Source organism: Bacillus sp. COPE52, assembly GCF_003355115.1.
GTDB lineage: Bacteria > Bacillota > Bacilli > Bacillales > Bacillaceae_G > Bacillus_A > Bacillus_A toyonensis.
Map to the genome: position 1 here is coordinate 3188150 of NZ_CP031292.1, position 22943 is coordinate 3211092.

The 22943-nt window shown below is 33.9% G+C and carries 22 protein-coding genes and 2 pseudogenes; 2 read left to right on the top strand and 22 right to left on the bottom strand.

The genetic code is table 11. The features are described 5' to 3' along the window. Positions 1 to 132: 132 nt before the first annotated feature. The 5 genes from DPQ31_RS16025 to DPQ31_RS16045 form a co-directional block, all read right to left on the bottom strand. Positions 133 to 906, bottom strand: coding sequence for a DUF6612 family protein (locus DPQ31_RS16025; protein WP_000738998.1), 774 nt, complete (start codon positions 904 to 906; stop codon positions 133 to 135). Between the two features lie 81 nt (positions 907 to 987). Further along, on the bottom strand, positions 988 to 1353 hold the full coding sequence (locus DPQ31_RS16030; RefSeq protein WP_000025019.1) for a hypothetical protein: 366 nt from the start codon (positions 1351 to 1353) through the stop codon (positions 988 to 990). A gap of 286 nt (positions 1354 to 1639) precedes the next feature. Then, a complete protein-coding gene (locus tag DPQ31_RS16035) occupies positions 1640 to 4030 on the bottom strand; it encodes a penicillin acylase family protein (RefSeq protein ID WP_097959457.1) in 2391 nt (796 codons plus the stop codon). Positions 4031 to 4102: 72 nt separating this feature from the next. Further along, positions 4103 to 4840, bottom strand: coding sequence for a DnaD domain-containing protein (locus DPQ31_RS16040; RefSeq protein ID WP_208730695.1), 738 nt, complete (start codon positions 4838 to 4840; stop codon positions 4103 to 4105). Between the two features lie 320 nt (positions 4841 to 5160). Further along, a complete protein-coding gene (locus DPQ31_RS16045) occupies positions 5161 to 5817 on the bottom strand; it encodes a uridine kinase family protein (protein WP_208730696.1) in 657 nt (218 codons plus the stop codon). Positions 5818 to 6207: 390 nt separating this feature from the next. Here DPQ31_RS16045 and DPQ31_RS16050 point away from each other — a divergent pair. Continuing rightward, a pseudogene (locus DPQ31_RS16050) lies at positions 6208 to 6887 on the top strand (MFS transporter); the annotation flags it as partial. 171 nt (positions 6888 to 7058) lie between these two features. On the opposite strand, the gene DPQ31_RS16055 reads toward DPQ31_RS16050, so the two are convergent. After that, positions 7059 to 7517: a hypothetical protein gene (locus tag DPQ31_RS16055; protein WP_208730697.1), complete on the bottom strand. Its 459-nt coding sequence runs from the start codon at positions 7515 to 7517 to the stop codon at positions 7059 to 7061. A 365-nt stretch (positions 7518 to 7882) separates the two neighbouring features. Here DPQ31_RS16055 and DPQ31_RS16060 point away from each other — a divergent pair, with 365 nt between their 5' ends. Next, positions 7883 to 8590, top strand: a complete 708-nt coding sequence (locus tag DPQ31_RS16060) for a DNA alkylation repair protein (protein ID WP_208730698.1) — start codon at positions 7883 to 7885, stop codon at positions 8588 to 8590. A 102-nt stretch (positions 8591 to 8692) separates the two neighbouring features. Here the strand turns inward: DPQ31_RS16060 and DPQ31_RS16065 are convergent, their stop codons facing one another. The 16 genes and pseudogenes from DPQ31_RS16065 to DPQ31_RS16140 all read right to left on the bottom strand — a co-directional run bounded on the left by DPQ31_RS16065 (position 8693) and on the right by DPQ31_RS16140 (position 22269). After that, on the bottom strand, positions 8693 to 9019 hold the full coding sequence (locus tag DPQ31_RS16065; protein ID WP_208730699.1) for a DUF3895 domain-containing protein: 327 nt from the start codon (positions 9017 to 9019) through the stop codon (positions 8693 to 8695). 646 nt (positions 9020 to 9665) lie between these two features. Continuing rightward, entirely contained in the window at positions 9666 to 10154 is a 489-nt protein-coding gene (locus DPQ31_RS16070; protein WP_098711912.1) for an antitoxin YezG family protein, read from the bottom strand. Between the two features lie 5 nt (positions 10155 to 10159). Continuing rightward, positions 10160 to 10850: pseudogene (locus DPQ31_RS29380) on the bottom strand (DNA/RNA non-specific endonuclease). Between the two features lie 477 nt (positions 10851 to 11327). Then, on the bottom strand, positions 11328 to 11804 hold the full coding sequence (locus DPQ31_RS16080) for an SMI1/KNR4 family protein (RefSeq protein WP_098912073.1): 477 nt from the start codon (positions 11802 to 11804) through the stop codon (positions 11328 to 11330). A gap of 35 nt (positions 11805 to 11839) precedes the next feature. Further along, entirely contained in the window at positions 11840 to 12268 is a 429-nt protein-coding gene (locus DPQ31_RS16085) for an SMI1/KNR4 family protein (protein WP_208730700.1), read from the bottom strand. Further along, entirely contained in the window at positions 12265 to 12771 is a 507-nt protein-coding gene (locus DPQ31_RS16090) for an HNH endonuclease (RefSeq protein WP_208730701.1), read from the bottom strand. Before DPQ31_RS16090 ends, DPQ31_RS16085 begins: the two co-directional genes overlap by 4 nt. Positions 12772 to 12892: 121 nt before the next feature. Further along, positions 12893 to 14131, bottom strand: a complete 1239-nt coding sequence (locus DPQ31_RS16095; RefSeq protein WP_208730702.1) for an IS110 family RNA-guided transposase — start codon at positions 14129 to 14131, stop codon at positions 12893 to 12895. Between the two features lie 156 nt (positions 14132 to 14287). Beyond that, positions 14288 to 15073 carry a recombinase family protein gene (locus DPQ31_RS16100; protein ID WP_071759432.1) on the bottom strand — a complete coding sequence of 262 codons (786 nt, stop codon included), beginning with the start codon at positions 15071 to 15073 and terminating at the stop codon, positions 14288 to 14290. 662 nt (positions 15074 to 15735) lie between these two features. Further along, a complete protein-coding gene (locus tag DPQ31_RS16105) occupies positions 15736 to 16206 on the bottom strand; it encodes a DUF6985 domain-containing protein (RefSeq protein ID WP_071759431.1) in 471 nt (156 codons plus the stop codon). 14 nt (positions 16207 to 16220) lie between these two features. Continuing rightward, positions 16221 to 17954 (bottom strand): HNH endonuclease, encoded by a 1734-nt coding sequence (locus DPQ31_RS16110; protein ID WP_208730703.1) that lies wholly within the window; start codon positions 17952 to 17954, stop codon positions 16221 to 16223. 32 nt (positions 17955 to 17986) lie between these two features. After that, complete coding sequence (locus DPQ31_RS16115; protein WP_001198199.1) at positions 17987 to 18313, bottom strand: hypothetical protein; 327 nt, start codon at positions 18311 to 18313, stop codon at positions 17987 to 17989. Beyond that, on the bottom strand, positions 18313 to 19032 hold the full coding sequence (locus DPQ31_RS16120; protein ID WP_000514129.1) for a DUF5081 family protein: 720 nt from the start codon (positions 19030 to 19032) through the stop codon (positions 18313 to 18315). Before DPQ31_RS16120 ends, DPQ31_RS16115 begins: the two co-directional genes overlap by 1 nt. A 22-nt stretch (positions 19033 to 19054) precedes the next feature. Continuing rightward, the gene (locus DPQ31_RS16125; protein WP_000014533.1) at positions 19055 to 19360 is read right to left on the bottom strand and encodes a WXG100 family type VII secretion target; all 306 of its coding nucleotides are present in this window, start codon (positions 19358 to 19360) and stop codon (positions 19055 to 19057) included. Between the two features lie 26 nt (positions 19361 to 19386). Further along, the gene (locus tag DPQ31_RS16130) at positions 19387 to 19809 is read right to left on the bottom strand and encodes a hypothetical protein (protein ID WP_000883460.1); all 423 of its coding nucleotides are present in this window, start codon (positions 19807 to 19809) and stop codon (positions 19387 to 19389) included. A 444-nt stretch (positions 19810 to 20253) separates the two neighbouring features. Further along, complete coding sequence (locus DPQ31_RS16135) at positions 20254 to 20985, bottom strand: M15 family metallopeptidase (RefSeq protein WP_000241997.1); 732 nt, start codon at positions 20983 to 20985, stop codon at positions 20254 to 20256. 48 nt (positions 20986 to 21033) lie between these two features. Continuing rightward, positions 21034 to 22269, bottom strand: a complete 1236-nt coding sequence (locus tag DPQ31_RS16140; RefSeq protein WP_199631680.1) for a CapA family protein — start codon at positions 22267 to 22269, stop codon at positions 21034 to 21036. Positions 22270 to 22943 lie beyond the last annotated feature (674 nt).

Here is a 22943-nt window from a genome sequence, read left to right on the forward strand (position 1 = left end):
TAAAGGCAAAATTAAAAATGAGCCCGGTGCAATACCGGACTCATTTGGATCAAGCTGCCTAATGAAATAACCGTGTCTAACTTTTAGGGGTCACTTCAATTTCCGCTCTTTTTTATCCTTTTACAATTGAAATTATTGAATCCCTTCTGGTAACTTAATTGAATCAAACTTTTCATATGAATCAATCTTTATACTCACAACTGCATCCAACTTTTCCTTATCTGTACTAGCTTTTTTATCTGCGTTACTTTCACTCACTTTTATAGTTGTTCGCATCTCTTCAAATTTATAATCTTTTGTTATTATATATTCAATGTTAAACGCATCCATACTAAATCCTTCCGTTAATTTTTTCATATCTCCATTAATTTTTTGTAACGTATCTACTGCTTCTTTTCCCTTTAATTCAAGTGTAAGTTTATATGTGTCCCCATCCTTCTTTGCTTTCATTTTCTTAGCCAAAGCTTCCGGTAAATCTAACTCATTCAGTAAATTTTTACTGACCATTACATCATTTACATTAAATTGATCATTAGGTATCGTAACTAACTCTCCTGTATCAGGGTTTTTCACTTGAGCAGCGACCTTTCCATCTACTTCATACGTTACAATATCTGTACCACTTATTTTCATTTCAGCTCTAGAATTCTTCAGTTTCGGCTCCATCTGTATTTTCATTTTAATCTCTTCTGATTGGCTGCTCCCCTTCATTGACATAAGAGATGTCAATGTAAGATATTCCTCTTGTTTTAATCCGTCAGCTGCTTTTTTAAAAATATCCTTCGCTACTAACTCTTTTTCTTTTTTTACAGATACTGTTTTAGGTCCACTTGTTTTTTCACTGCTACAACCAGTTGTTAAACCTACTATTAGAGCCAAACTAGATATTACAACCATTTTCTTCATACTGATTCTCCCCATTTCCCGCTTAAAAATATTTTCATTTCATGTATAGTAAATCAACTGAAATAAATATATATACAATAATTATTTAACCTCTAAACTAAACCAGTTATTCAATCCGTATACTAACGTAACTAATGCTCCTATTACACCAAAAACAACAATATTTATACCAATTGATGAACCGAATAAAACAGCCATCATTGACACCATCAGTAATAGCATGGCGATACTATTTATCTTAATTTCTACTATGTCGCCATCCTTTACTTTCTTTTCTTTACTTCCAAAAAAAAATTGTTTTACTTTAATATTCGCTTCATCTAATTCAAAAGGAAGCGTATATTCTTCGTTATTCTCAAGTTTCATTACTACTTCGTTATCTACCTTTACTGCAACTCTTGCTGCTCCGCCCATTATCCCTGTTGCTCTTATTACTTTAATGCTCATATTAAATCCCCCTATTAGATTTCACTGCAACTATTAAGAAATTCCCCTTGTTGCACACTACTTCATCCTCCGTTTAATAAACATAATATTCCAAAAGGTATTATAACAAGTCCCTTTACAATATTTTGTCAAAATTTGTCGCGTTTCTACAAAAAAGATATTTTATCCATTACCGTAGAAAAAAGACTCTTACAATAATAAGAGTCTTTTTTCTAAAGTAACACTTTCATTAGCGGAAGGATTATTACTTCATTAAGCAGTCTCATCCGCAAACAAAAACATACTATCACTTCGGCTGTAAAGTTAATACTTTCCCTTCAATTCCATCTGTATTTAAAGTAGTCATATGATACGTGCCATTTACCCAATCATCTATTTGATCATGATACCAATCGCTTCTAAAATGTCCTGACTGTCCTGGTCCCACTATATGATAACCGTTTGACATATCCTTCGTATCAATCACGAATCGCCAAGAAGCCCCGTGATTTACAATACCGTTATCGCCGTAACTCGCGGCTTGAACGGTAACTTGACTTCCGCCAATCGGAACTGGTTTCTCACGATTAAAAGCAAATAACGCTAACATACTAGATGATTTCGAAATTGGATGTGTAAAAGCAAGTTGATGATAATCGCCCCACTTCCACTCTGCAACATCGGGTCCATACTCCTTCTGCAATTTCTTCATTACATTCTCGTACGATGTATGCACAACTTTTGTGAAGCCTCCATACTTAGAAAACCATACACTATTTTCTCCGGCTACTTGTTTCCGAATCAATTCATCAACAACTTGTGACTTTCCTTCAAATAACTCCATCACATCTTTCGGTATTTCTTTTGAAAATAACGTATTCGAAATCTCTTTCATTAACAAATGAAAAATTAATGGTGCCGCTTCATCTTTACTATCGTAAAAGTTCCACTTTGTTAATTGTTTTACGCCTTCTTTCTCTACTTCATTTAAAGCTGTTTTATGTAACTCTTTTAAAAATATTGGAGTAAACTCTTTCCCGTATAAATTCTTTTGATCCATCTGTAATCCTTCTAAATCTTTCACCGTATACTTGTCCTTCTCTTGCAAAAACTCTTGAATACGCATTTGTCTATATGGCTGCGCCCACGTATTGCTAATATGGTATGGATAATTATCATCCACAATTTTATTATTCGCAGTTGAAATAAATCCTTCTTTCGGATTTATTACTTTTGGCAGTTGATCATATGGGATATACCCTTCCCATTCATATTCATCAGTCCACCCTGGCACTGGCAAACTCCCATCACCTTTTTTACGCACTGGTATATTTCCATTCGCTTTATAAGCAATCGTGCCATCGTTTGATGCAAATACAAAGTTTTGAGTTGGTGTATGAAAATCTTGAAGTGCCGTTTCAAACTCATTCCAATCTTTCGCTTTATTCATATTTAATACAGCCTTTAATTCAGCAGAAGGCTCCAAAGCAGTCCATTTCAAAGCGAATACTGTTTTCGTTTTCTCTTTTCCTTTATCCGCAAACTCTGAAATGACTGGACCATGCCTCGTAACCGTCACATTATACGGAATTGTTTTCCCGCCTTTTACTTTAATAGATTCGTCAACAACAGTAGCCTTTTCCCACTTATCGTTATACAAAAATTCATTTTCATTATTAGGGTTTCTCTTTTCAATATATAAATCTTGCACATCAGGACCGGTATTCGTAACGCCCCATGCTATTTTGTCATTGTGTCCTAATATAACACCTGGCACTCCAGCGAAAATAACGCCACTCACATTTAAATCTTTCATTTCAAGTCTCGTTTGATACCATATAGAAGGTGTCGCAAGAGATAAATGAGGGTCATCCGCTAAAATTGGCTTACCTGACGCACTCTTCTCACCGCTCACAACCCAGTTATTACTACCGTTAAACTCCGGCGGAATTATCGTTTTTGAAAAACTTTGTGCTACGTCCACATTTGTATTTTTCAGTTCAGCGAGCAATCTAGGGGCATCTTTCGGATATGTAGGAAATATCTCATTTGCTTGCTCTTTCGGAAGATTTTTCAGCGCCCAATAACGAAACGCTTGCCCGTGCCAATGTCCTCCTAAATCAAACGCCATATACTTCCCAATCGTTAAAGTATCAACAATTGACCATTCAGCAGGTTCATAACCTAATATAGTAAACTCAACTGGCAATCTCTTTTCCGCTTTCGCTTCACGTATAAAAGCGTTCACCCCATCAGCAAATGACTGCAAAGCAAATTTTGCTTCCCCATCATATTGACTAACAGACGCTTCTGCTGCTCGCCGTAAACCGAGCGTTCGAAACAATTTATCTCTATCAACGGCTGCTTCTCCAACAACTTCACTTAACATACCAGAAGCTTGCCTTCTACTTAAATCCATTTGAAATAAGCGATCTTGTGCTTGCACATACCCTTGCGAAAAATATAAATCATGTGCATTTTCCGCTTTAATATGCGGTACCCCGTTACTATCTCGTTTCACCGTAACAGCATGTTGTAAATCCTCTAGCTTTTTCGTTCCATCTATCTTTGGCATAGATCTCAGCGTATATACGTTCAAAAAAATCACACTGCAAATAATCAATAAAAGAACGATACTACTAGACCAAATAAAAATTCTCTTACCTCTAGTTCGTTTCTTCTTTATAACAACTTCCATATACCCCCTCCTTTCTCAAACTATTCGCTTCTATTTTGAAAGAACCTTTTAAAATAGAAAAATCCTTATATGCTACGGATCATACAAAATGAATCCTTCCTTTTCTTCACTTAAATCTACTTGCCCTTTCTTACACCAATTCCTCAAAATCCCCTTCACATAAGCGAACGTTCGCTTATTATGTTCAAACGCAATTTTAAGTGCTTCTAGTACTACCTTTCCTGAAACTCTTTGTATCCAATCCTTCAATTCCTTCACGATATATGGGGATAAACTACTAATATGTTGTTCATAAAACTTGTACACTTTACTATTGGGAACGGCCTCTTCTATACTTTCTACCTCTTTCTCTTCAATAACTTCTTGTAAACTACTAGTATCCTCTTCTTCAGGCATACCAAAATGCTGCAATAACAATGGGATCTTCCATTCTTCTTCAAGACATCTACGTAAATACATATGTATGAACTCTTTATTTTTCACAGTCTTCAACTCACGTAACACACATTTTTCTACATTCGTATTTAAAATAGGGTTATAACGTAGCCAATTTACTATGAATAACTCTTTCGTTTCCATATCATAAAAAATCTTCCCATATTCAACAAACCGGTTTAATAGCTTCTCAACAGTTTCCATACTGTAACCTGTTTCAAGCTCTGCCACTCGCTTCGGTAATATGTAAATACCACATTGCTTCGTTTTCGTTCCCGTTAACAAATATATGTAAAAATAATGCTCCTCTGGTGTTAAATCTAATATGAATTCATCTTGCCAAAAGTTCACCTGCACATTACGGTACACCGCCATCTATTTCCCTCCACTCTTTGCTAGCAAATAAGAAATCCCAATCCTTCAATATAAATATAGGAATGTGAGAACTGTTTTGGCATTCGAATTACAAATTTTTTACTACTTCCTGTAAAGTAACAAAAAAGTTATTTATTCTTACCGCCAAAAACACAATAGACATCTGTCTATGTAAATGACAGATGTCTATTAAAGTCGTTTAAAAATCTAGTTGTTTCATAAACAATGGATTTTTAAGTGAGTAATAAAGTTGTTTCATTTGGGAGGCAAATAATGAAAATGTACCCTCATAATAAACATAACAAATAGAGTATTTTCATTTAAACTTTATAAAACCCAAATGTATTTTTTTCTAGACATATTGCTTCATCGGAACTTTTAATAATAATATCAAAACGTTGACTGTATGGATGCATAAACACTTTATACTGAATCCGACGTTCTGCATGAGACCGCCTTAAATAATTGATATCGGCTCCCCTTTCAGCAATATCTCGGCTAGACCTTCTCATTAATTCCGTTTCATCATCTGTATAGAAGTAAATTTTTAAATCAAATAGATCGGGATTAATAAATGCGACACACATTCCTTCTACAATTGTCACTTTGTTTTTTGAAGAAATTAACTCGCTTTTCATATAATGCGTATCTATCGTATAAAAATCTAAACCAGCCCTTACCATCTGAACATCTCTTTCTAAAGCAGACAAATGATGCGCTGATGGATGACAAGCCGTCATTTTATAATGATGATTTTCGTTTTGATATGTATAGTCAATAATTGCATGCTTTCGTATGTCTGAACTAACAATATATGGATCTGTATTAATATAATTCACTTCATTTTGATCTAGTAAGTCTACAAGCATATTAGCAAACGTTGTTTTTCCAGCAGCGCCATGTCCTGAAACACCAATAACAACCTGTTCATTAGTCCTACTAATCCAATTTATGATTTCTTGCAATAACTTATCCATCCTTCTCCCCCTTTTACTGATATACTGCCCTTATTTTAATTAGTTAAATATTGAGATGTCCCCTCATCTTATTATACATGAAAGAAAAAATAGCATAATGATCCATCGTACCATCTCTATTTTTGAACAACTATATTATTTGTGAACACTTACAACGACGTTTTATGTTTTCGCGCTTGTTTTGTTCTTGTAGTTGTTTTTGTTTTTGTTTTGTTTTTTCTTAGTGATTTATTACTTGGTAGGTGCTTATGAGGGGCTTTGAAGGGGCTATATAATGTTTTATTCTCGTCTAATTTTTAATTACACACGCCTCTTACAATCTTCTTATACTGTGTACACCTATAAAATTATATTGTTTCCGAAAATAAAAGTACTGAATTTTCTTCGTATATCCTTTTACTCTTCATATCTTTTTTATTACATTGGAATTTACCTACTCTTGAACATAAAAGAATAACAACTATGCCTTACCGAAAATTAATACGTTCTGTTCGCTTATTATTTGTAGAAGAACGATTCTTACGCATTCGCGGAATATTAGCATTGCTTATTTTCACTTCATTCAGTATTTTATGGACTTCTTTAGTATTACCTCTAAGTGCTACACCTCATAATCTATCACATACAGCTATTGGTGCATTCGGCCTTGCTGGAGTTGCAGGTGCATTAGCTGCTACGAAAGCGGGACAATTAGCAAAGGATTAGGACAACGAACAACTGGCATAGCCTTATCTTTATTAGTACTTTCATGGCTCCTAATTAAATTTATTAACTACTCTCTATTGTTACTAATTTTCGGCATTATCCTTTTAGATTTAGCTGTGCAAGCTATACATTTCACCAATCAAAGTATGCTTTTCACAGTGCGCCCTGAAGCAAGAAGTCGAATCACTGTCAGTTACATGATTTTTTATTCTATCGGTAGTGCAACGGGTGCCATTCTTTCAACAAATGTTTATGCAAAATACGGATGGAACGGAGTATGCCTATTAGGTGTATCCTTTAGTGCTTTTGCTCTTTTATTTTGGGCAATGACCTTACAGCAATCATCACAACTAAAAAAAGAATAATTCATTTATATATTTTCTAATATGCATTTTTCTACAAGACTATAGAATACCATTTACTTTTTAAAATAAATCAACGGCATTTTCATATTAAAAATGCCGTTGATTCCAAACTTTTATGTATGCGATTCGCCATGTCATGTTAATGGTTCCTATACTAACGAAATACCTCTATTACAAATTACCTTTAACTTGTCCAACAATCTCATTTATCGTATTTCGATCAAACTTATCACTAATTTCGTATGGCTTACGATCTTCTACTAATTGTACCCCTACGATGTCTTTTCGGTCCTTACCATATTGCACTTCAATAATAGATCCACGCTCTATTTGTTTCCAAATGAGACCTGCTTCATCTTTATTATCTAAAATAATGCAGTCCTCAATACTTTCGTCAATCCCAATTAACTTATTATCATCCATATATCCTACCTCGTATTGTAGACGTTCTTTCGCTTTTCCGCTTACTAATATACCTTTGCTACCATATGAGTAATCCGTATAATCCTTTTTCTCCACTTGTACCGCTTTCGGCTCTTTTGCTTCAGTTTTTTCAGCAGTTCCACAACCCGTAATAAGACCAATCGGCATAACCACCGTTAATACTACTCTAGTAAATTTCTTTATCATTTGTAACCAACCTCACATGTTTAACTTTAAATTCCATTTATCCCCTTACCAAATAATAACATAATACTACAGAGAAGATGCCAAAGATAAAATATTATTTACATTCTCCCACTTTAAAAACCGATGCGGAAAGTTATACATCTATTTTGTCTCTTTACCGTTTACCTTAATGTAATATTCTCATGATTATAATTAGATGGAAGATCAAAATCATAAACTGAATTGCCAAGGAATTATAGAAAGTAGACATCCTACTCACATACGATTAGTATTAAATTTGAGAGGTATGGAAAACTCGATAAAAAATATAAACTATATCATTACAATTAAAATGGTCTTTATATTAAGGAAGGAAGTGCACAGCTATGGATTTTAAAACAGTTATGCAAGAGCTTGAATCCCTCGGTAAGGAAAGAACGAAAAAAATATACATATCTAACGGTGCACACGAGCCAGTTTTCGGCGTAGCTACGGGCGCTATGAAACCAATCGCTAAGAAAATAAAATTAAATCAAGAGTTGGCTGAGGAACTTTATGCCACAGGTAACTACGATGCTATGTACTTTGCAGGCATTATTGCAGATCCAAAATCTATGAGTGAGTCTGATTTTGATCGCTGGATAGACGGGGCATATTTTTATATGCTATCCGATTATGTAGTGGCAGTAACTTTATCAGAGGCAAATATTGCACAAGATGTTGCTGATAAATGGATTACAAGTGGGGATGAGCTTAAAATGTCTGCAGGCTGGAGTTGCTACTGCTGGCTTTTAGGGAATCGCAAAGACAATGAGTTTTCTGAAAGCAAAATTTCCGATATGCTTGAAATGGTGAAAAATACAATTCATCATTCTCCAGAACGAACAAAATCCGCTATGAATAATTTCCTAAACACCGTGGCAATTTCATATGTACCACTACACGAAAAGGCAGTTGAGACTGCAAAAGAAGTTGGTATAGTTGAAGTAAAACGTGATAAGAAAAAAAGCAGTTTACTAAATGCTTCAGAAAGTATTCAAAAAGAACTTGATAGAGGCAGACTTGGTTTCAAACGTAAATATGTAAGGTGTTAAAAGTATGAAGGTGTCAATCTAAGTGAGATTGACACCTTTTTTTATGGACATTACTAGATTAATCGGACTCAAAGTTAAAGAGAACCAATCATTCATTTCCCTCTATACATCTAAAACTTCTTCTTTCAATTTATATACTCTATCTCTTTTCTCATCATCTTTGATAAAAATAAGTTTTCCTTCTTTAACAAAACCTTCTAATATTAAGCATACTTGACCATATGCTTTAGGCTTATTTGTTGTGAATCTTTCATCGGGTATTTTACCAAATCGTATTAATCGTTCGCATAGCTCAAGTGCACTTATTTCTTCAGAATTAAGTAATTCCAAAATAGCTTTTTGCAATGGCGATAACGGTACGGGTATCTCAGCTACCTCCACCTTCTCTTTTTCTTCTTCAAATAAATCTTCAAATGAAATTTGATTCATTACATCTTTTCCTTTCTCACAATTGATTTATATAACATGAACTGAATCCTATATGTACTGGAACTTTAAATATTATGTATTGTTATGTAGTACTTACCTTATTACATGAATTTCAAACTCATGTCCGTAATTCCATATAGTATGTTTCGATTATACCAAATATACGTTCTGTCTTCTATTGTAGAATTTTTTATAACAGGAATGAAAGTAATAGTGAATATTTATCTTCTTTTTAGTTTTATAAACCATGCAAAAAAACAGAAAAAGTTTACATAACAAAATTATAGTTTCCTATAAATTTTCTATGCTAAAACGCAAAAAAGCACTTTTTGCCTTTAATTGACAATCAAGTGCTTTAAGTTCATATGTTTTTAAGTTGCGTAAATTTGTAAGTTTTGTAGTAACAGTATGACACCTTTTGTACATCATGACAAATACTATATTAAAACTTACGAGTTTGTACGAGTTCGTTAGTTTAATATACATTCCATGTGTTTATATTCATCACCCATTAAAATGTCATCTCGCCTAAGCTCGTACTTTATTTTCTATTCTATCATTGCACATAACGCTCCTCTATAATGGTACAACCATCATGGAGTATCTATTTTCAAACACCCTATTATTTTTTCTGTGTTTCATTTAGTTAAATAGGATTATTCGGAAATTCACTATGATATTTATCGATTAACGCTTTATATTCTCCATCATTTGGTACTTCTCCTAAGTATTTATTTTTCCAAATAATCATTTGGTCACTAAAACCATATTCTGTATTGAACCAATTTGTATAATCATAATGCATCTTAAATTTCCCACTACTCTCAAGAGTCATTGTAAAGGAATACCAAAGTTCTTGCTGATTATCTTTAAAAACATTTCTTAGTTCATCACTCAACTCAAACAGCTTTCTTTTATTTTTTTTAAATTCTTCTTTATCAATAGCATAGTTAAATGGGATTTTCACACTATAATTAAAGCATTGTCTATTTTCAGGTGTATTATAAAAAAAGTACGTTCCCCCTCCAGTTTCCGATATCTGAGCATAAAAATAAAATTTCTCCCATTCTTCTGGAATCATTTCATTAACCGTTTCAGCTATTTCTCTATACAACTTGTTCATTTCTTTTTCCACTTTAATCAACCTCCTGCGCGATTTCTAATCGTTTTCTCAAATATCCCTTTTCCTTCTATTTCATAAACTATTTCAAAATAATTTGGTCTTAATGACGTTCCTTGATAAACTGGTTCAATCTTTACTGTTACTTTTTTTAGGAGGCTTTCCACCTAACGCATTAGCCCACTCTTGCTCCATATTATACCACTCTCCACCAGAGCGATTAATTTGTCTATTTTGAGCAATCAAATTATCAATATCTCCAGAACCATGGAATTGAGTTCCTATCAAGTGGCCACCATCATCATCAGGTAACCTATCTTCACGGCCTGCTGCCACTTGCATTCCTTTGTTTCGTTTTCCTTTTTGAAGTATTAATTCTCCTGCCTCAACATCTACTATTCTACCAAGCTCATCTGTTGTATATTTATAACCATCCTCGGTAATATAACGCACGTTTGGTGCCAGTTCTTTTCTTCCATTTTTCCCTTTAATAATGTGCTTCCCAAGGTCCCCCTCTTGTATTTCCGTTATCTTAGGAGGATTACCCGTACCCTTAGTTTCACTCTTAGCAACAGAAAATAACGCTCCAAGTGTTTTTCTTTCTCCTACATTCCCAACACCAGCTGCCAAAGGTTCAGGGAATACATTCGGGATATGAATATTTTTAATCTTCTCTCCGACATTCTTCATACTATTCGGCAACTTATTCATGAATGCCGTTACTTCTTCCAACTTACCAACTATTTATAAAGTTAAAGCATACCAATCAATTAAAAAAGCACTTGTTGCCTATCATAGACAATTAAGTACTTTAAGTTCATGTGTTTTTAAGTAGCATAAATTTATAAGTATTTTAGTAAAAGTATGAAACCTTATATGCATCGTGACAAGTACATTAAAACTTACGAGCTTGTACGAGTTCAATAGTTTCAGGTTCATTTTAAGTGTATATATTCGTAGCCTAATAAAACCTCATCTCACCTAAGCTCGTACTTTGTTTTCTGTTCTTTCATTGCACTCCATGATGATAGAACCATAGGAACTTCACCCGTCCCCTATGTTGTACTTTTAAATAATTCGGGGAAAAAGAAGAGGCTTTCTCTGGGTCGTTAGACCCTAAAGAAAGCCCCGTTTAAATTAAAGAGATTAACCAACTATTAACTAATTCCAATCAATAAAATCCTATCATTAGTTTTCAGGAATATATAAATTATCCACAAATTCAGAGAAACTTTTAGAAATTAGTCGGATGTATTCCTCTCTTAACTCGTTATCTTCTTCAAAGTAATCCATATCACAATGATATACACTACCTCTATCTTTCCCATCAATTGATAAACAAATCAAACTCCCCGCTGGGTCAATTCCAATTGGAAGAAAATTACTTGGTACCACTTGCATCAAATTATAACTTCTTAATTTCTCTTCTAGATTTATTTCATTTTCTATTGATAGAGGAAAAAACATTGCAACAGACGATGTTATTACGCCTTTCTTAGTTGTATCATTAGTTTTAAATCTTCGTTGCTCAGTTTTCCCTCCATTTTCAGACAGCAAAAATTGTTTATAATCATCAGGTAACAATATACCATACTTATTTTCGAAATCTTCGATATCTTCAATGCCAATAGGGGTAAAAGTATATTCAAAATCTAAATTCCTCATACACTTAACCTTCTTTCCTGTTCATTTTGTTTTTCTCAATCAGAGTATAATCTCTCAATCAATTCAGAAAAAGAGTCGCATATTAATTTAACTTTATCCTCATTCACTGATTCCTGATCATAGAAAACTACTGACGGAGAATCTTTAGTATCACAGTAATTAAAACAAATCAGTCCCCCAAATGGGTCTCTTGCAAATGGAATAATACCTTCCGGAAGTGAAGTTAATTCATAAACAACTTCTATATTTGCATCTTTGCTTGTAAAACTTAATAGACAATCAAAGACTGCTCCACCCTCATCATCATTAATATCATAAATATTAGGCTCAGGATAACCACCGTTATTTTTTTTAATGCATTCACGGTAGTCATCTGGAAATCTGACACCAAATGAATTCTCCACAGCAATAATTACTTGCTCATCTATCGCTCCATCCGTAAATAGCCAAGTTACTCGGCTCATTTTATCATCTCCAAAATAATTTTCTTCAGTTTACCTGTTCTACCGTCATCTCCACCACCCCAAATTGCTCTACCACCTGTATGACCCGCAACCTGATGTTCATAGTAATCAACAAGTTGCATTTTACCAGTCTCTTGATGATGATGCCATGTGACTGATTTTGGCTTCTTACCTAATTTGAATAGCTCAATATCTGTTTGGCTGAATTGTTTTGCCAAGTTTGGATCTTTCATTATATCGTCATATAATTTTTGTGAGAGATATTTAAACTGCACTGAGTCAGGCTCTATATAATATGACTCTGATAAAGATGTTTCATATTTTGAATTAAAAATTGGGTAACCATCTTTATCATATTTAACTTTATAAGTTTCCTCATTTTTCTTAGATGTAAATGTATAAGTAGTAATTCCTGTAGAATCATCTACTACTTTTTCTTCAAAATCTCTTGGTTTATTAGGTTTTCTACTATAAGGAGGTAAATCTCTAGCTGCTTTTGTCATAGCTTCTTCATATTCTGCAGTTCTTTCATTAGTCGGTTTAATTTTTTTAGTTTGAGTACCTTCACCCGTACCCTATGTTCTAATCTTAAACCCTCACAATAAAAAACAAACCATGTAAACCTTATTGAACTACTTCTTTTTCTTCCACTACCGGCAACTCATAAGCTGCTTTATATTTCATCATGCCATATACAATATTTACAAGCCTTCTCATAATACATACCAATGCTTGTCCCTTTGTTTTTCCTTCTTTTAGTTTCTTTTGATAGTATGCATGAAACACTGGGTTTCTAGGTAACTTACTTCCTTTTGCTACTTGCACTTGCTGTACAGCTAAATTATAAAATAAAGCGTGTAGCGCCCTGTTTCCTTGTTTGCTTTTATGCACCTTACCTTTCCCACCAGAACCAAAGTAAACAGGCGCAATCCCCGCAAATCGTGCTAATTTGTTGGCATTTGGAAATCGTCTTACATCTCCAATTTCTGCAATTAATGCTGATGCCGTCACAAGTTCTATTCCCGGCATCGTTTCTAATTGATAATCTAGTAGTTTTACTAGCTGTTTTAATTCTCTCTCGATGTATTTCATTTCTGTCTTTTTAAACTCAATATCCCGTACAATACTTCTTACTAAAAAATCTCGTGTCTCTTGATATTCCTTCATTGTATGTCCATCTTCTTTTACAAGTTTTAATATTTCGCTTGCTTTCTTTACTGAACATGTATTGTTGCTAACATCTAATAAAAAAGCTGTTAATCGCTTTATATTCGTCCCCTCTAAACAAGAGGGTGACGGATATTGCTGCCAAAACGCTAATGCTGTTTTTCCATCTAACTCTGAGAAAAACTTTTTATAACTTGGATAATGGTGATTTAATTGAATATGTAATTGGTTCTTTAATGCACTTTGTTCTTTTACTAATGCATTCCTTCTTGAAACCAATTGTTGTATCGACCAAAATAAATCGTTTGGCTTTGCATCTGGCAATTGATTAAATTTGTTTACCAATATACGTGCCACACATTCCGCATCCCAACTATCATTTTTTTGTATCATCACTTGGCTCTTTCGTTCTAAAAATGATAAAGCTGGATTTACTTCTTTCACTACTTGTTCATGATCTACTAAATATTTCGCTAACGCTCTTCCGTAACCACCAACATCTTCTAAACCAAATACAACTGATAAACCATTACTCACATATGTCTCTACTTCTAATAAAAACTCCGAAAATGTCGATGGTTTATTCTCAAATTGTATTTCTCCTAATTTCTCTTGCCAACAATTAATTATAACAGCCGTATGATGCTCCTTATGTAAATCTACTCCTACATACAAATAGTTCTGCCTAATATGCATAACTCATCCCTCTATTCAATAATTTAGTCATATACAAAAATGTCGGCAACCTTAGTTCGAGCGTACATCTTTCGATGCGCATAGGTACGCAAGCCTATCCATTTTTCATAACTCTAGTGGTATGTATAGTAAAATGAGCTAATTTTTTAAGTGAGTTTATAAAATAATTGCTGCATGTTCTCCTTTTGTTTGTATTTTCCCGTATTTATACATGCCACGATAAAAATTCTCTCTATCTAACATGCGTTTTACTTGTACTTTCGTAAATTGTTTACCTTTCGCTGTGCAGTAGCCTTCTACATTCAATTGTTCTGCTAATTGGTTAAGTGACCAATGTTTAAAAATTTGTCTTAACTCAAATAGTCTACGTACAACAACTGCTTTCCTAGCATCTACTTCTAACACCTTTTGTCCTTTTTTGGCCTTGTAGCCAAAAAGTACGCCACCACCTGCATATCCACCTCGTTCAGCCTTCTTCTTTCTACCTCTACTTAACTTCAATGCAATTTCAAGTCGTTGATATTGATCTAATAGTTCTAACATGCCATTCACCAAAAAGTCATTTGGATCATGTGTGTAAATACTATAGCTTGATTGTTCAATTGCCTTCACATCTACTTTATGTTTCTTTAGTTCTCGTTGTATTAATACTTTCGCCATATCAGAGCGCCACAATCGTGATGTATTCAAAACAACAACATAGCTTACTTGTTTATACGCCATATCGGACAATAGCTCTTGTAGTCCATCACGTTCAACTGTTAATCCCTCTTCATCAACAGTCGCTCCGCTTAACCCTCTATCTTCATACATACGAAGTAATTCTAAATTATTTTCGTTACAGTAACGTTCAATCTCTTCTACTTGATACGCTAAACTATACCCATCACGTACTTGTCCTTCCGTTGAAACTCGTACGTAACCAACTACTTTCTCTCCCATTATAAATTCCCTCCCGTTACAGTAATTTTAGTCCCTGTAACGTTTACCTGTTTTTTGCGGATAACGTGTTCATAACGTAAATCCGTTAAAACGTACTTTACGATGACTTCAAAACATAATACAACCCTTAATTTTTAAAATAATTTTTTCTCTAGTAATGTCGTACACTGTACGACGCCACTACAATCTATAAAATTTAACACTTAATACACTTATAAAATTATACGTTTACCAACTTATTTCTACGCTAAAATGCAAAAAAGCACTTGTTGCCATAATTGACAATCAAGTGCTTTAAGTTCATATGTTTTTAAGTAGCATTAATTTTGTAAGTTTTGTAGCACAAGTATGACACCTTTTACATATCGCGACAAGTGTTACGTTAAAATTTACGAGTTTGTACGAGTTCGTTAGTTTAATGTACATTCCATGTGTTTATATTCATCGCCATGTAAAATGTCATCTCGCCTAAGCTCGTACTTCGTTTTCTATTCTATCATTGCACACAGTACTCCATGACGGTACAACCATCATGAAGTGCGTACTTCAAAATGACCTTTTCTTTTTTGTACACTTCAACTATCCCTTAATTCTATCAGCCCATATATTCCGAATGAATAAAAAAACAATTTTATTGTCTCTATAAAAATAAACTTCGAAGTTTAAAGTACAACGTCCTGATAACCTACCTCAGTTACTTCACCTTTCACAAAACAAAGGCCTAATCCATTTTCCATATCCCATGTACAGTCAAACGTAAGTCCGATATCAAGAAAGTCGATAAGGTCATTATCTGGAACAAAAATTCCAACTAAGGTTATTTTTTCAAGAATTTGAGTAGCTGTTTCTATTAAAGGATAATTTTCGTTAAATTCAACATCGTAACCAAGTTCATATCTTTTTTGTTTATAATAATCTAATATAGGCTCCAAAATACTTTGTTGTAATTGTTGCCATCTTTCTATTAAAAAATTATATGCCATATATTGTTCTTCCTCAAACTGACCATCATCTTCTCCCCTGACTATTAATGCCACCTTAACTTCGTTCCCAAAAAACTCAATGTTTTTATATCCAATCCAATCATAATTATTAAACTCAAGTTCGCCAAAAACTGCATCATTTATTTTCATTATATATCTCTCCTTTATTGTTTACTAGCAAATCCATCTGGCATAAACGCTCCTGCATTGATTTCACCTACTCCACCAAGATGTCCAAATTTACTGTTTATCTCTGTCGGTACAAGTTGCACTGTCTTTACATCATTCAATTCATGCCAAGTTAACTTGTGTGCACGTCGATATTTCTCTATTTGCTTCCATGTAATTTCACCAGATTCCATCCCAAACTTACGTGCTAATTCAGGAGAATTATTCAATTGCTCAGCCAATTTTTCATCTGCTTGAGTGAAATTAAGACGTCTTGCTGCGGATCCATTTCCACCAGTGCCGCCTACCATATGATTGATTTCTACCTGTGCTTTTGATACTGGTGAAAAATCAGGAACTCCATTTTTATATTGAATACCCTTTATACCAGCCTCATCTAATATGCTTTTCAATTTAGGGTCTGGTGGCGGCTTAAGCGTACTTAAAGATTCTCCCCTAATTCCTTCAAATTCAATCTTTGGATTAATCTGTGCAGGTGTTTGATTAATCCTTGATTCATACGAACTAGCAAAATCAGTTTGTCTAAAAGCAGGTGGAACTTCAACCTCTCTATTACCCGTACCCTTAGCAAATTGATAAGCGTCATCCTTAGCTGTCGTACTTGCCTTTGAAAACTTTCCAGCTACTTCTCCAACAGTTGAAGATTCTATATAAGGAAGCTTCATTCCTATTCCAGTATCCACCGTCCTAACTGCTACTGGAATAGGAGTATTTTTCATAGCATCTAGTGCATTTTTTAAAGTCTTATTTTCCTTAAGCGATTGTACCACATTTTTACCCAAATTTGGATTAAAACCAGGCATTCCTTCTTTGAATTTTAATAATTTCGCTAAATCAGCTAATTCACTCGTGCCTTTGAATGCTTTTACTCCTTTTCCTACTGCTCCAACAACTGGGATTGCATCTAATCCGCCAAAAATGATGTTTCCTACCCGCTCTTCTTGGCTCAATTTCCGGTGTGTTCCCCAGTCTTCTCCGTCGATACCGCTTTTTATTTGTACAGCGCCGTATACTACTGCGGCAGCGGCCCCGAGTGGTGGGCAAAGGATTGTTGTGATGATGATTCCTACGCCTATTCCTATGTCTCGCACCATTTCTAGTTTTTTCTGTTCATCTTCTATCGATTTGTATTCAAATCCTCGTGTGGATGGGACTACTTTCTTGTATTCTTCATAATTTAGTTTTGCATCCGGATTTTGTTTTTTTAGTTCTTTGTATTCCTCTCTCAGTACGTTATCAAATGCAGGTGAATCTTTAAAAATATCTTCTATTGTTATTTTATCTTTTTTTGTTTTTATTGTTTGTGGTACACTTCCGTACCCTGCATGCGCATCTGGTAATACTGTCGTTGTTGTGGAGCCAATTCGGTTATCTGTTTCGAAACTGAGAATAGATGTATCTCTCATTTTTTGAGCGAATTTATCCATTTCTACTAAAAAAGGTTTATCTATATGTTCAGAGACTACTCGCCCTACTTCTCCGCAATATTTTTGTAATGTCGAATAGCTATCAAGTAATTCCCCAATTTTTTGCGATTGATCTTTTGGGTTAAAATGTATACTACCATCCGAGTCTAATTCTCGTATTCTTCCATCAATTTTTTTTAATGATTCATTTGCGTCCCGTAATTTCATGAGTGCATCTAGTTTGATTCGATTCATACCATCTCCCATGTCTTGCCATGGTTCAGGTCTATATTTCACATCCATTTCGTTTTCATCCCCCAGCCATATGGTGATTTCTACAACTTACTTAATCTTTCACGTAATTGTTCGTCCTTTTCAAGCATTTCTACACATACATTTCCTACAACTGTCGCCGACCTAGAATAGTGTTCAGCCAATTCTAGTGTTTTGTGTAATATATCAGGATATTTTTCAATTACTCTCATCGCTTCACCTTTTTGATAAAAATCACTGCTTAATAAACTCTCAATATTTGTTCCAATGACGTCTAAATGGATTTTATATATATTTTCTAACTTCATTACTATATCAAGTAGTTCTTGAAAATTAACTAATACTTCTTCTCCACCACCAGAACCACTATCTCCCATTGATACTTGCATTATTGAATACCTCCTAACGAGAATTGTCTCGGGTCAATTAACTTTTTATATGGCATTTTTAACACGTCATACAATTTCTTATTAACCGCATAGAGGCTCACCCAGTCATATCGATTACGATCTACATCTATTTGAACGAAATCTTCTCCTTCAGTGAAATATAAGAAACATTCCCATTTTCCTCCTCTATTACTTCGAGGCCTCGTATACGTTTCTATCGCTATAACGTCTTTATTTGATAAATCTTTTCCCTCAAATGTTTGTTGTTCTGTTTCTGTCATTCTCTTTGAGAAAAATGTATCTTCTATTTCTCTCGGTTCTCTCAATAAGAAAGGGATGCGTGTTAATAATGAAAAATATACATCTGGCTTTGGTATGTAGTCGATCTCGTATTTTTTATTTGGCTCTACTTCTGTTAATACAGCCACTCGGTCTTTATCATGTTTCAAAAAGCCAATTAATACATTATTCATTCTCGTGTATTCATGACAATTTTCATATTCCTTTAATAGTTCAATTATTTGAAAAGCTGCAGGTGTAATTCCATTTTCACTTGTAAGTAGGCCTTTTTCTTTTAAACTCGTAGTTGCTTTCGTGACACATTCTGCATCAAGTAAAATAATTACGTCACGGTTTGGCAATCCAAATATATCGGTAACCCCAGCTGCACCTGCGAGAACATATAATTCAGCAGGTGCAAAACTCATTTCTTTCCCCATTCTTTTATCCCTCATTTCTCCATCACAACTGTTTTATCGCCCTTACTTCCGATCTATCTCCGTACGTTTGAATACTTTTATCTAACTCTTTCAAAGCTTTCGTATGTCCTTCAAATGCATCTACCAGTTCTGAGTTATATTGAATGATTAAATCTAGATAACTTAAAAAGGCATCTCTCGTTTTTCCATTCCAGTTTGCACATGTAACGTATGCTTTTAAGTTTTTCGCTTCGTTTAAAGAATCCTTCATACCATTTTCAATGTTTTGTGCGTAAGAAATGGCACTTGCAGTGTTACTTCCTATAATTTCAACCTCTTTACCACTCATGTTGGTTCCCTCCATTCTTTGTATGCTTAATGGATAAGTTTTTCAATTTCCTTTTTCTTTTCTTCAAAAGCCTTAGTCGCTGCAGCGTATGCTGACGCTTTCTCCGATTCTGCTTTCGCTTTATATTCCAAATACTTTGCATAAGCTGTACCTTTTGCAGATCCAACATCGCTTAATGCACTTTTAAAATAGGATACTAATGTATTTAATTCTTCATCCTTTTCATGACGTTTTTGTTCAAATTCAACTGCCGGAATTTTATTAGCTTCCAAGCCATTACTTTTACTCTCATAATCTCTCTTCGCTGATTCAGCCTCTTGAATGAATTGCTTTAACTCTCTTTCTTTATCTTTTAAATAATCATGTAAATCATCATACCGATCTCGTTTCCTCGCACTTTCTGTAAAACCAGAGGCATTTAAAAAAGCATTGTACAATTCATCTAACATCTTTCTCCCCCTTTATTACAATAATTATGTAGTTAAATTCGTATATATAAACATGAATATTCATTACATTAAGAATTAACAAATAATTATTTTTGCATATTGCTATTTTATCAAAGGGGTTTTAACATTTCCATATTTTATAAATAGCTTTCGCATTTTTCTTCAATTGTAATACCTCAAAAGCAGGCAGTCTTTAAGGCCTAATTAAGTAAGTATTCTATGTTACGAATGAAAAAGGATCTGATATAAATATCAGATCCTTTTCCACTGCTTCTTTTATAAATTTAATTTCTTGATACATACATCGTTTCATACGATAACTGGTTCATACGTGCTCAAATTATCATACACAGTTTTTACAATACTAGGCGGAAGGTTAACACATCCTCAGATCCACCTTTTCCTGTGGCAGTGCATAATTTTTAATAGAATCCAAGTGTATTTTTACTTGCCTGACTTAATTTTTTCGCTATACTCTTCTAAAGTTAACCCTTTTTCTTTTAGATACACAGCAACTTCTTTTCCTACATAACGATAATGCCATGGCTCATACTTAATACCAGTAATATTCTCTTTATCTTTCGGATAGCGGAGAGTAAACCCATACTCTGCAGCATTCTTATCTAACCATTTGAATGCATCAGTCGTTTCAAATTTTGCATTTAAATCTTCTACCGTATTCTGCCATTCAACTGAAATAATGTCTAACGCTAATCCAGTATGATGTTCACTTGCACCAGGATACTGAAGATATTCCAATGCTTTAGCACTAGCCTCTTTATCCGACAAACCTTGAGATTTATAGCTTTTAACTGAAGCATCATAATAAGTTTGTTGTAATTTTATAGCTCGATAACCTGATCTTAAATAAAGATTGATTCCCTCTTTTTTTGCAGCTGCTACCATATCCTGATAGGAAGTTGCAATTCTACTATCTATTTTCATATTTGGCTTCGCATTTTGAGTAATACTTGTTAATTCAATTCCTAGTTCCTTTGATAACATATGCTCTCTATTTACAAGAATAATTCTCCAATCATTAACATCAGAGATAGGTAAAACATCTTTTTTATTCGCATTTATCTCATTTTTATTTTTATCGTTATTATTAGTAGTTTCCTGAGATGTTTGCTTTCCACTACAAGCAGCAAGGCTCCATCCCATTGCCAATACCAATGCTAAAATTATAAATTTTTTAATTGTATCTCATTCCCTTTTTGTTTATTAGTCTTTATACCAATTTCCCAACACATCTCTAGGAATCTCCTTGAAATCCTCTAAAGAAACGGGGCCGACAAATTTTTTAATCCCATGATTTTTAGAATCTTCATCCGAATAATCTTTTAAAAATTGAATTTTAAATTGTTTCTTACCATCAGCATAGTCGGTTACTGTCGGTACGAGTGCCGCTTGTCGTATACCAAAAGTTTTATCTTCATACTTAACAAATTGTATATAAGATAATCCTCCTACCAATGTTTCTAATTTTTCTTGAGCAGAAATAAGATTTCCAAGAGAATAATAGATTAGCGTTTCATGTCCATCTTTATTTTGTTTCCACTCAATTGGTTGAATTACATGTGGATGATTTCCAATTACTACATCTACACCTAAATCTGTTAAATATTGAGCAACTTCTTTTTGTTGCTTTGAAGGTGTAGAGGTATATTCTACTCCCCAATGCACCATAACAATCACCATATCAGAGCTACTCTTTGCCTTTTCCACATCATTTTGGATCGCTTTTTTATCCATTACATTTAATGCCCAAGACTTATCAGCTGGAATTTTAATTCCATTCGTACCGTATGTATAATTTAGTAACGCAAAACGAATACCATTTTTTGTAATCGTTTTTATTTCATTACGCTCATTTTGATTCTCATTAATGCCTAATGGGATAACATCCGGATATTTCTTCCAGTATTCTCTTGTATTCGCAACACCTTTAATACCCATATCCATAGCGTGATTTGTCGCTTGCGTCACTATATTGAATCCAGTGTCCACTAAAGATTGACCTACTTCTTCAGGTGTATTGAAAGTCGGATATCCCTGTACTTTTAGATTATTTCCTGCTATTGGAGTCTCCTGGTTCACTATAGCAAGATCACTTGATTGAACAGCTTTTTTGATATTTTCATAAATATAGTGATAATCATATGAACCGTCTTTTTGTTTGCCATCTTTAATTACTGCATCATGATATAAATTATCACCCGTTGCCATTACATTCACAACCGATTTTACTTTTTTATCTTCAATAAAATTAGGAGACTGTTGAATGGGACTTTTCTCTACCCAGTTTGGTGCTTTTAATGATGTATCTGTATTTGATTGAGCCGGTGGTGATGAAGCTTTAGATGACTTAATATCTGTATTATCACAAGCGGTTAAAAGTACTAAAAAAATAAGACATAATAAAAATTTATTTTTACTTCTCTGTAAATTATGTAACATGTAATCCTCTTTTCTGTTCTATTACTTATAACCAATTTTAACAAATAACTTTTTAAACAACGTATTTTGGTTTTACACTTCATTATGGAAGGACACTTTGTTACAACTGCTTCGGAATATACGGATAACCATTTTCCACTTTCTAGAAATCTATCGATTCTATTAGAATTGATAGATTGCTAAAAAAGCATTATCCACCAGGATGCCGACTAGATTCCAATCAACATCCTCCATATATTGAATTTGATATACCTCTTCCAATTGTAGTAGCTGGTTAATCTAAACAAGAGAGGAGATATAGCCTCTTCTCTTGCTTTACATTTGTGAGTGGCTCCAAAAAGAGGGAATCGTTGCCGTCCTCTCTTTAGATAGTGCAAAATTTTTGTACCTATTTTCTTTAAGTCGAGCGACAATCATTATACGAATCACAATAAGTAAGACCCAAGAACTTATTTTACCAATATATTAAAAAAGTAGCAATATCACCTGCGATTCATATAAAGAAGCCAATTAGGAGAAATGAAAAAGGAAGTCGTTATCTCTATCGTACAATTGATAAAGATGATGTAACTCAAGTATTAAAAAAGTTAATCTGTACTATTAACAACAGTTAAAAGAAAAAATAGTTATTTCCTATATCGAAAATTATGTAAATGAATACTGTTATGAAACGA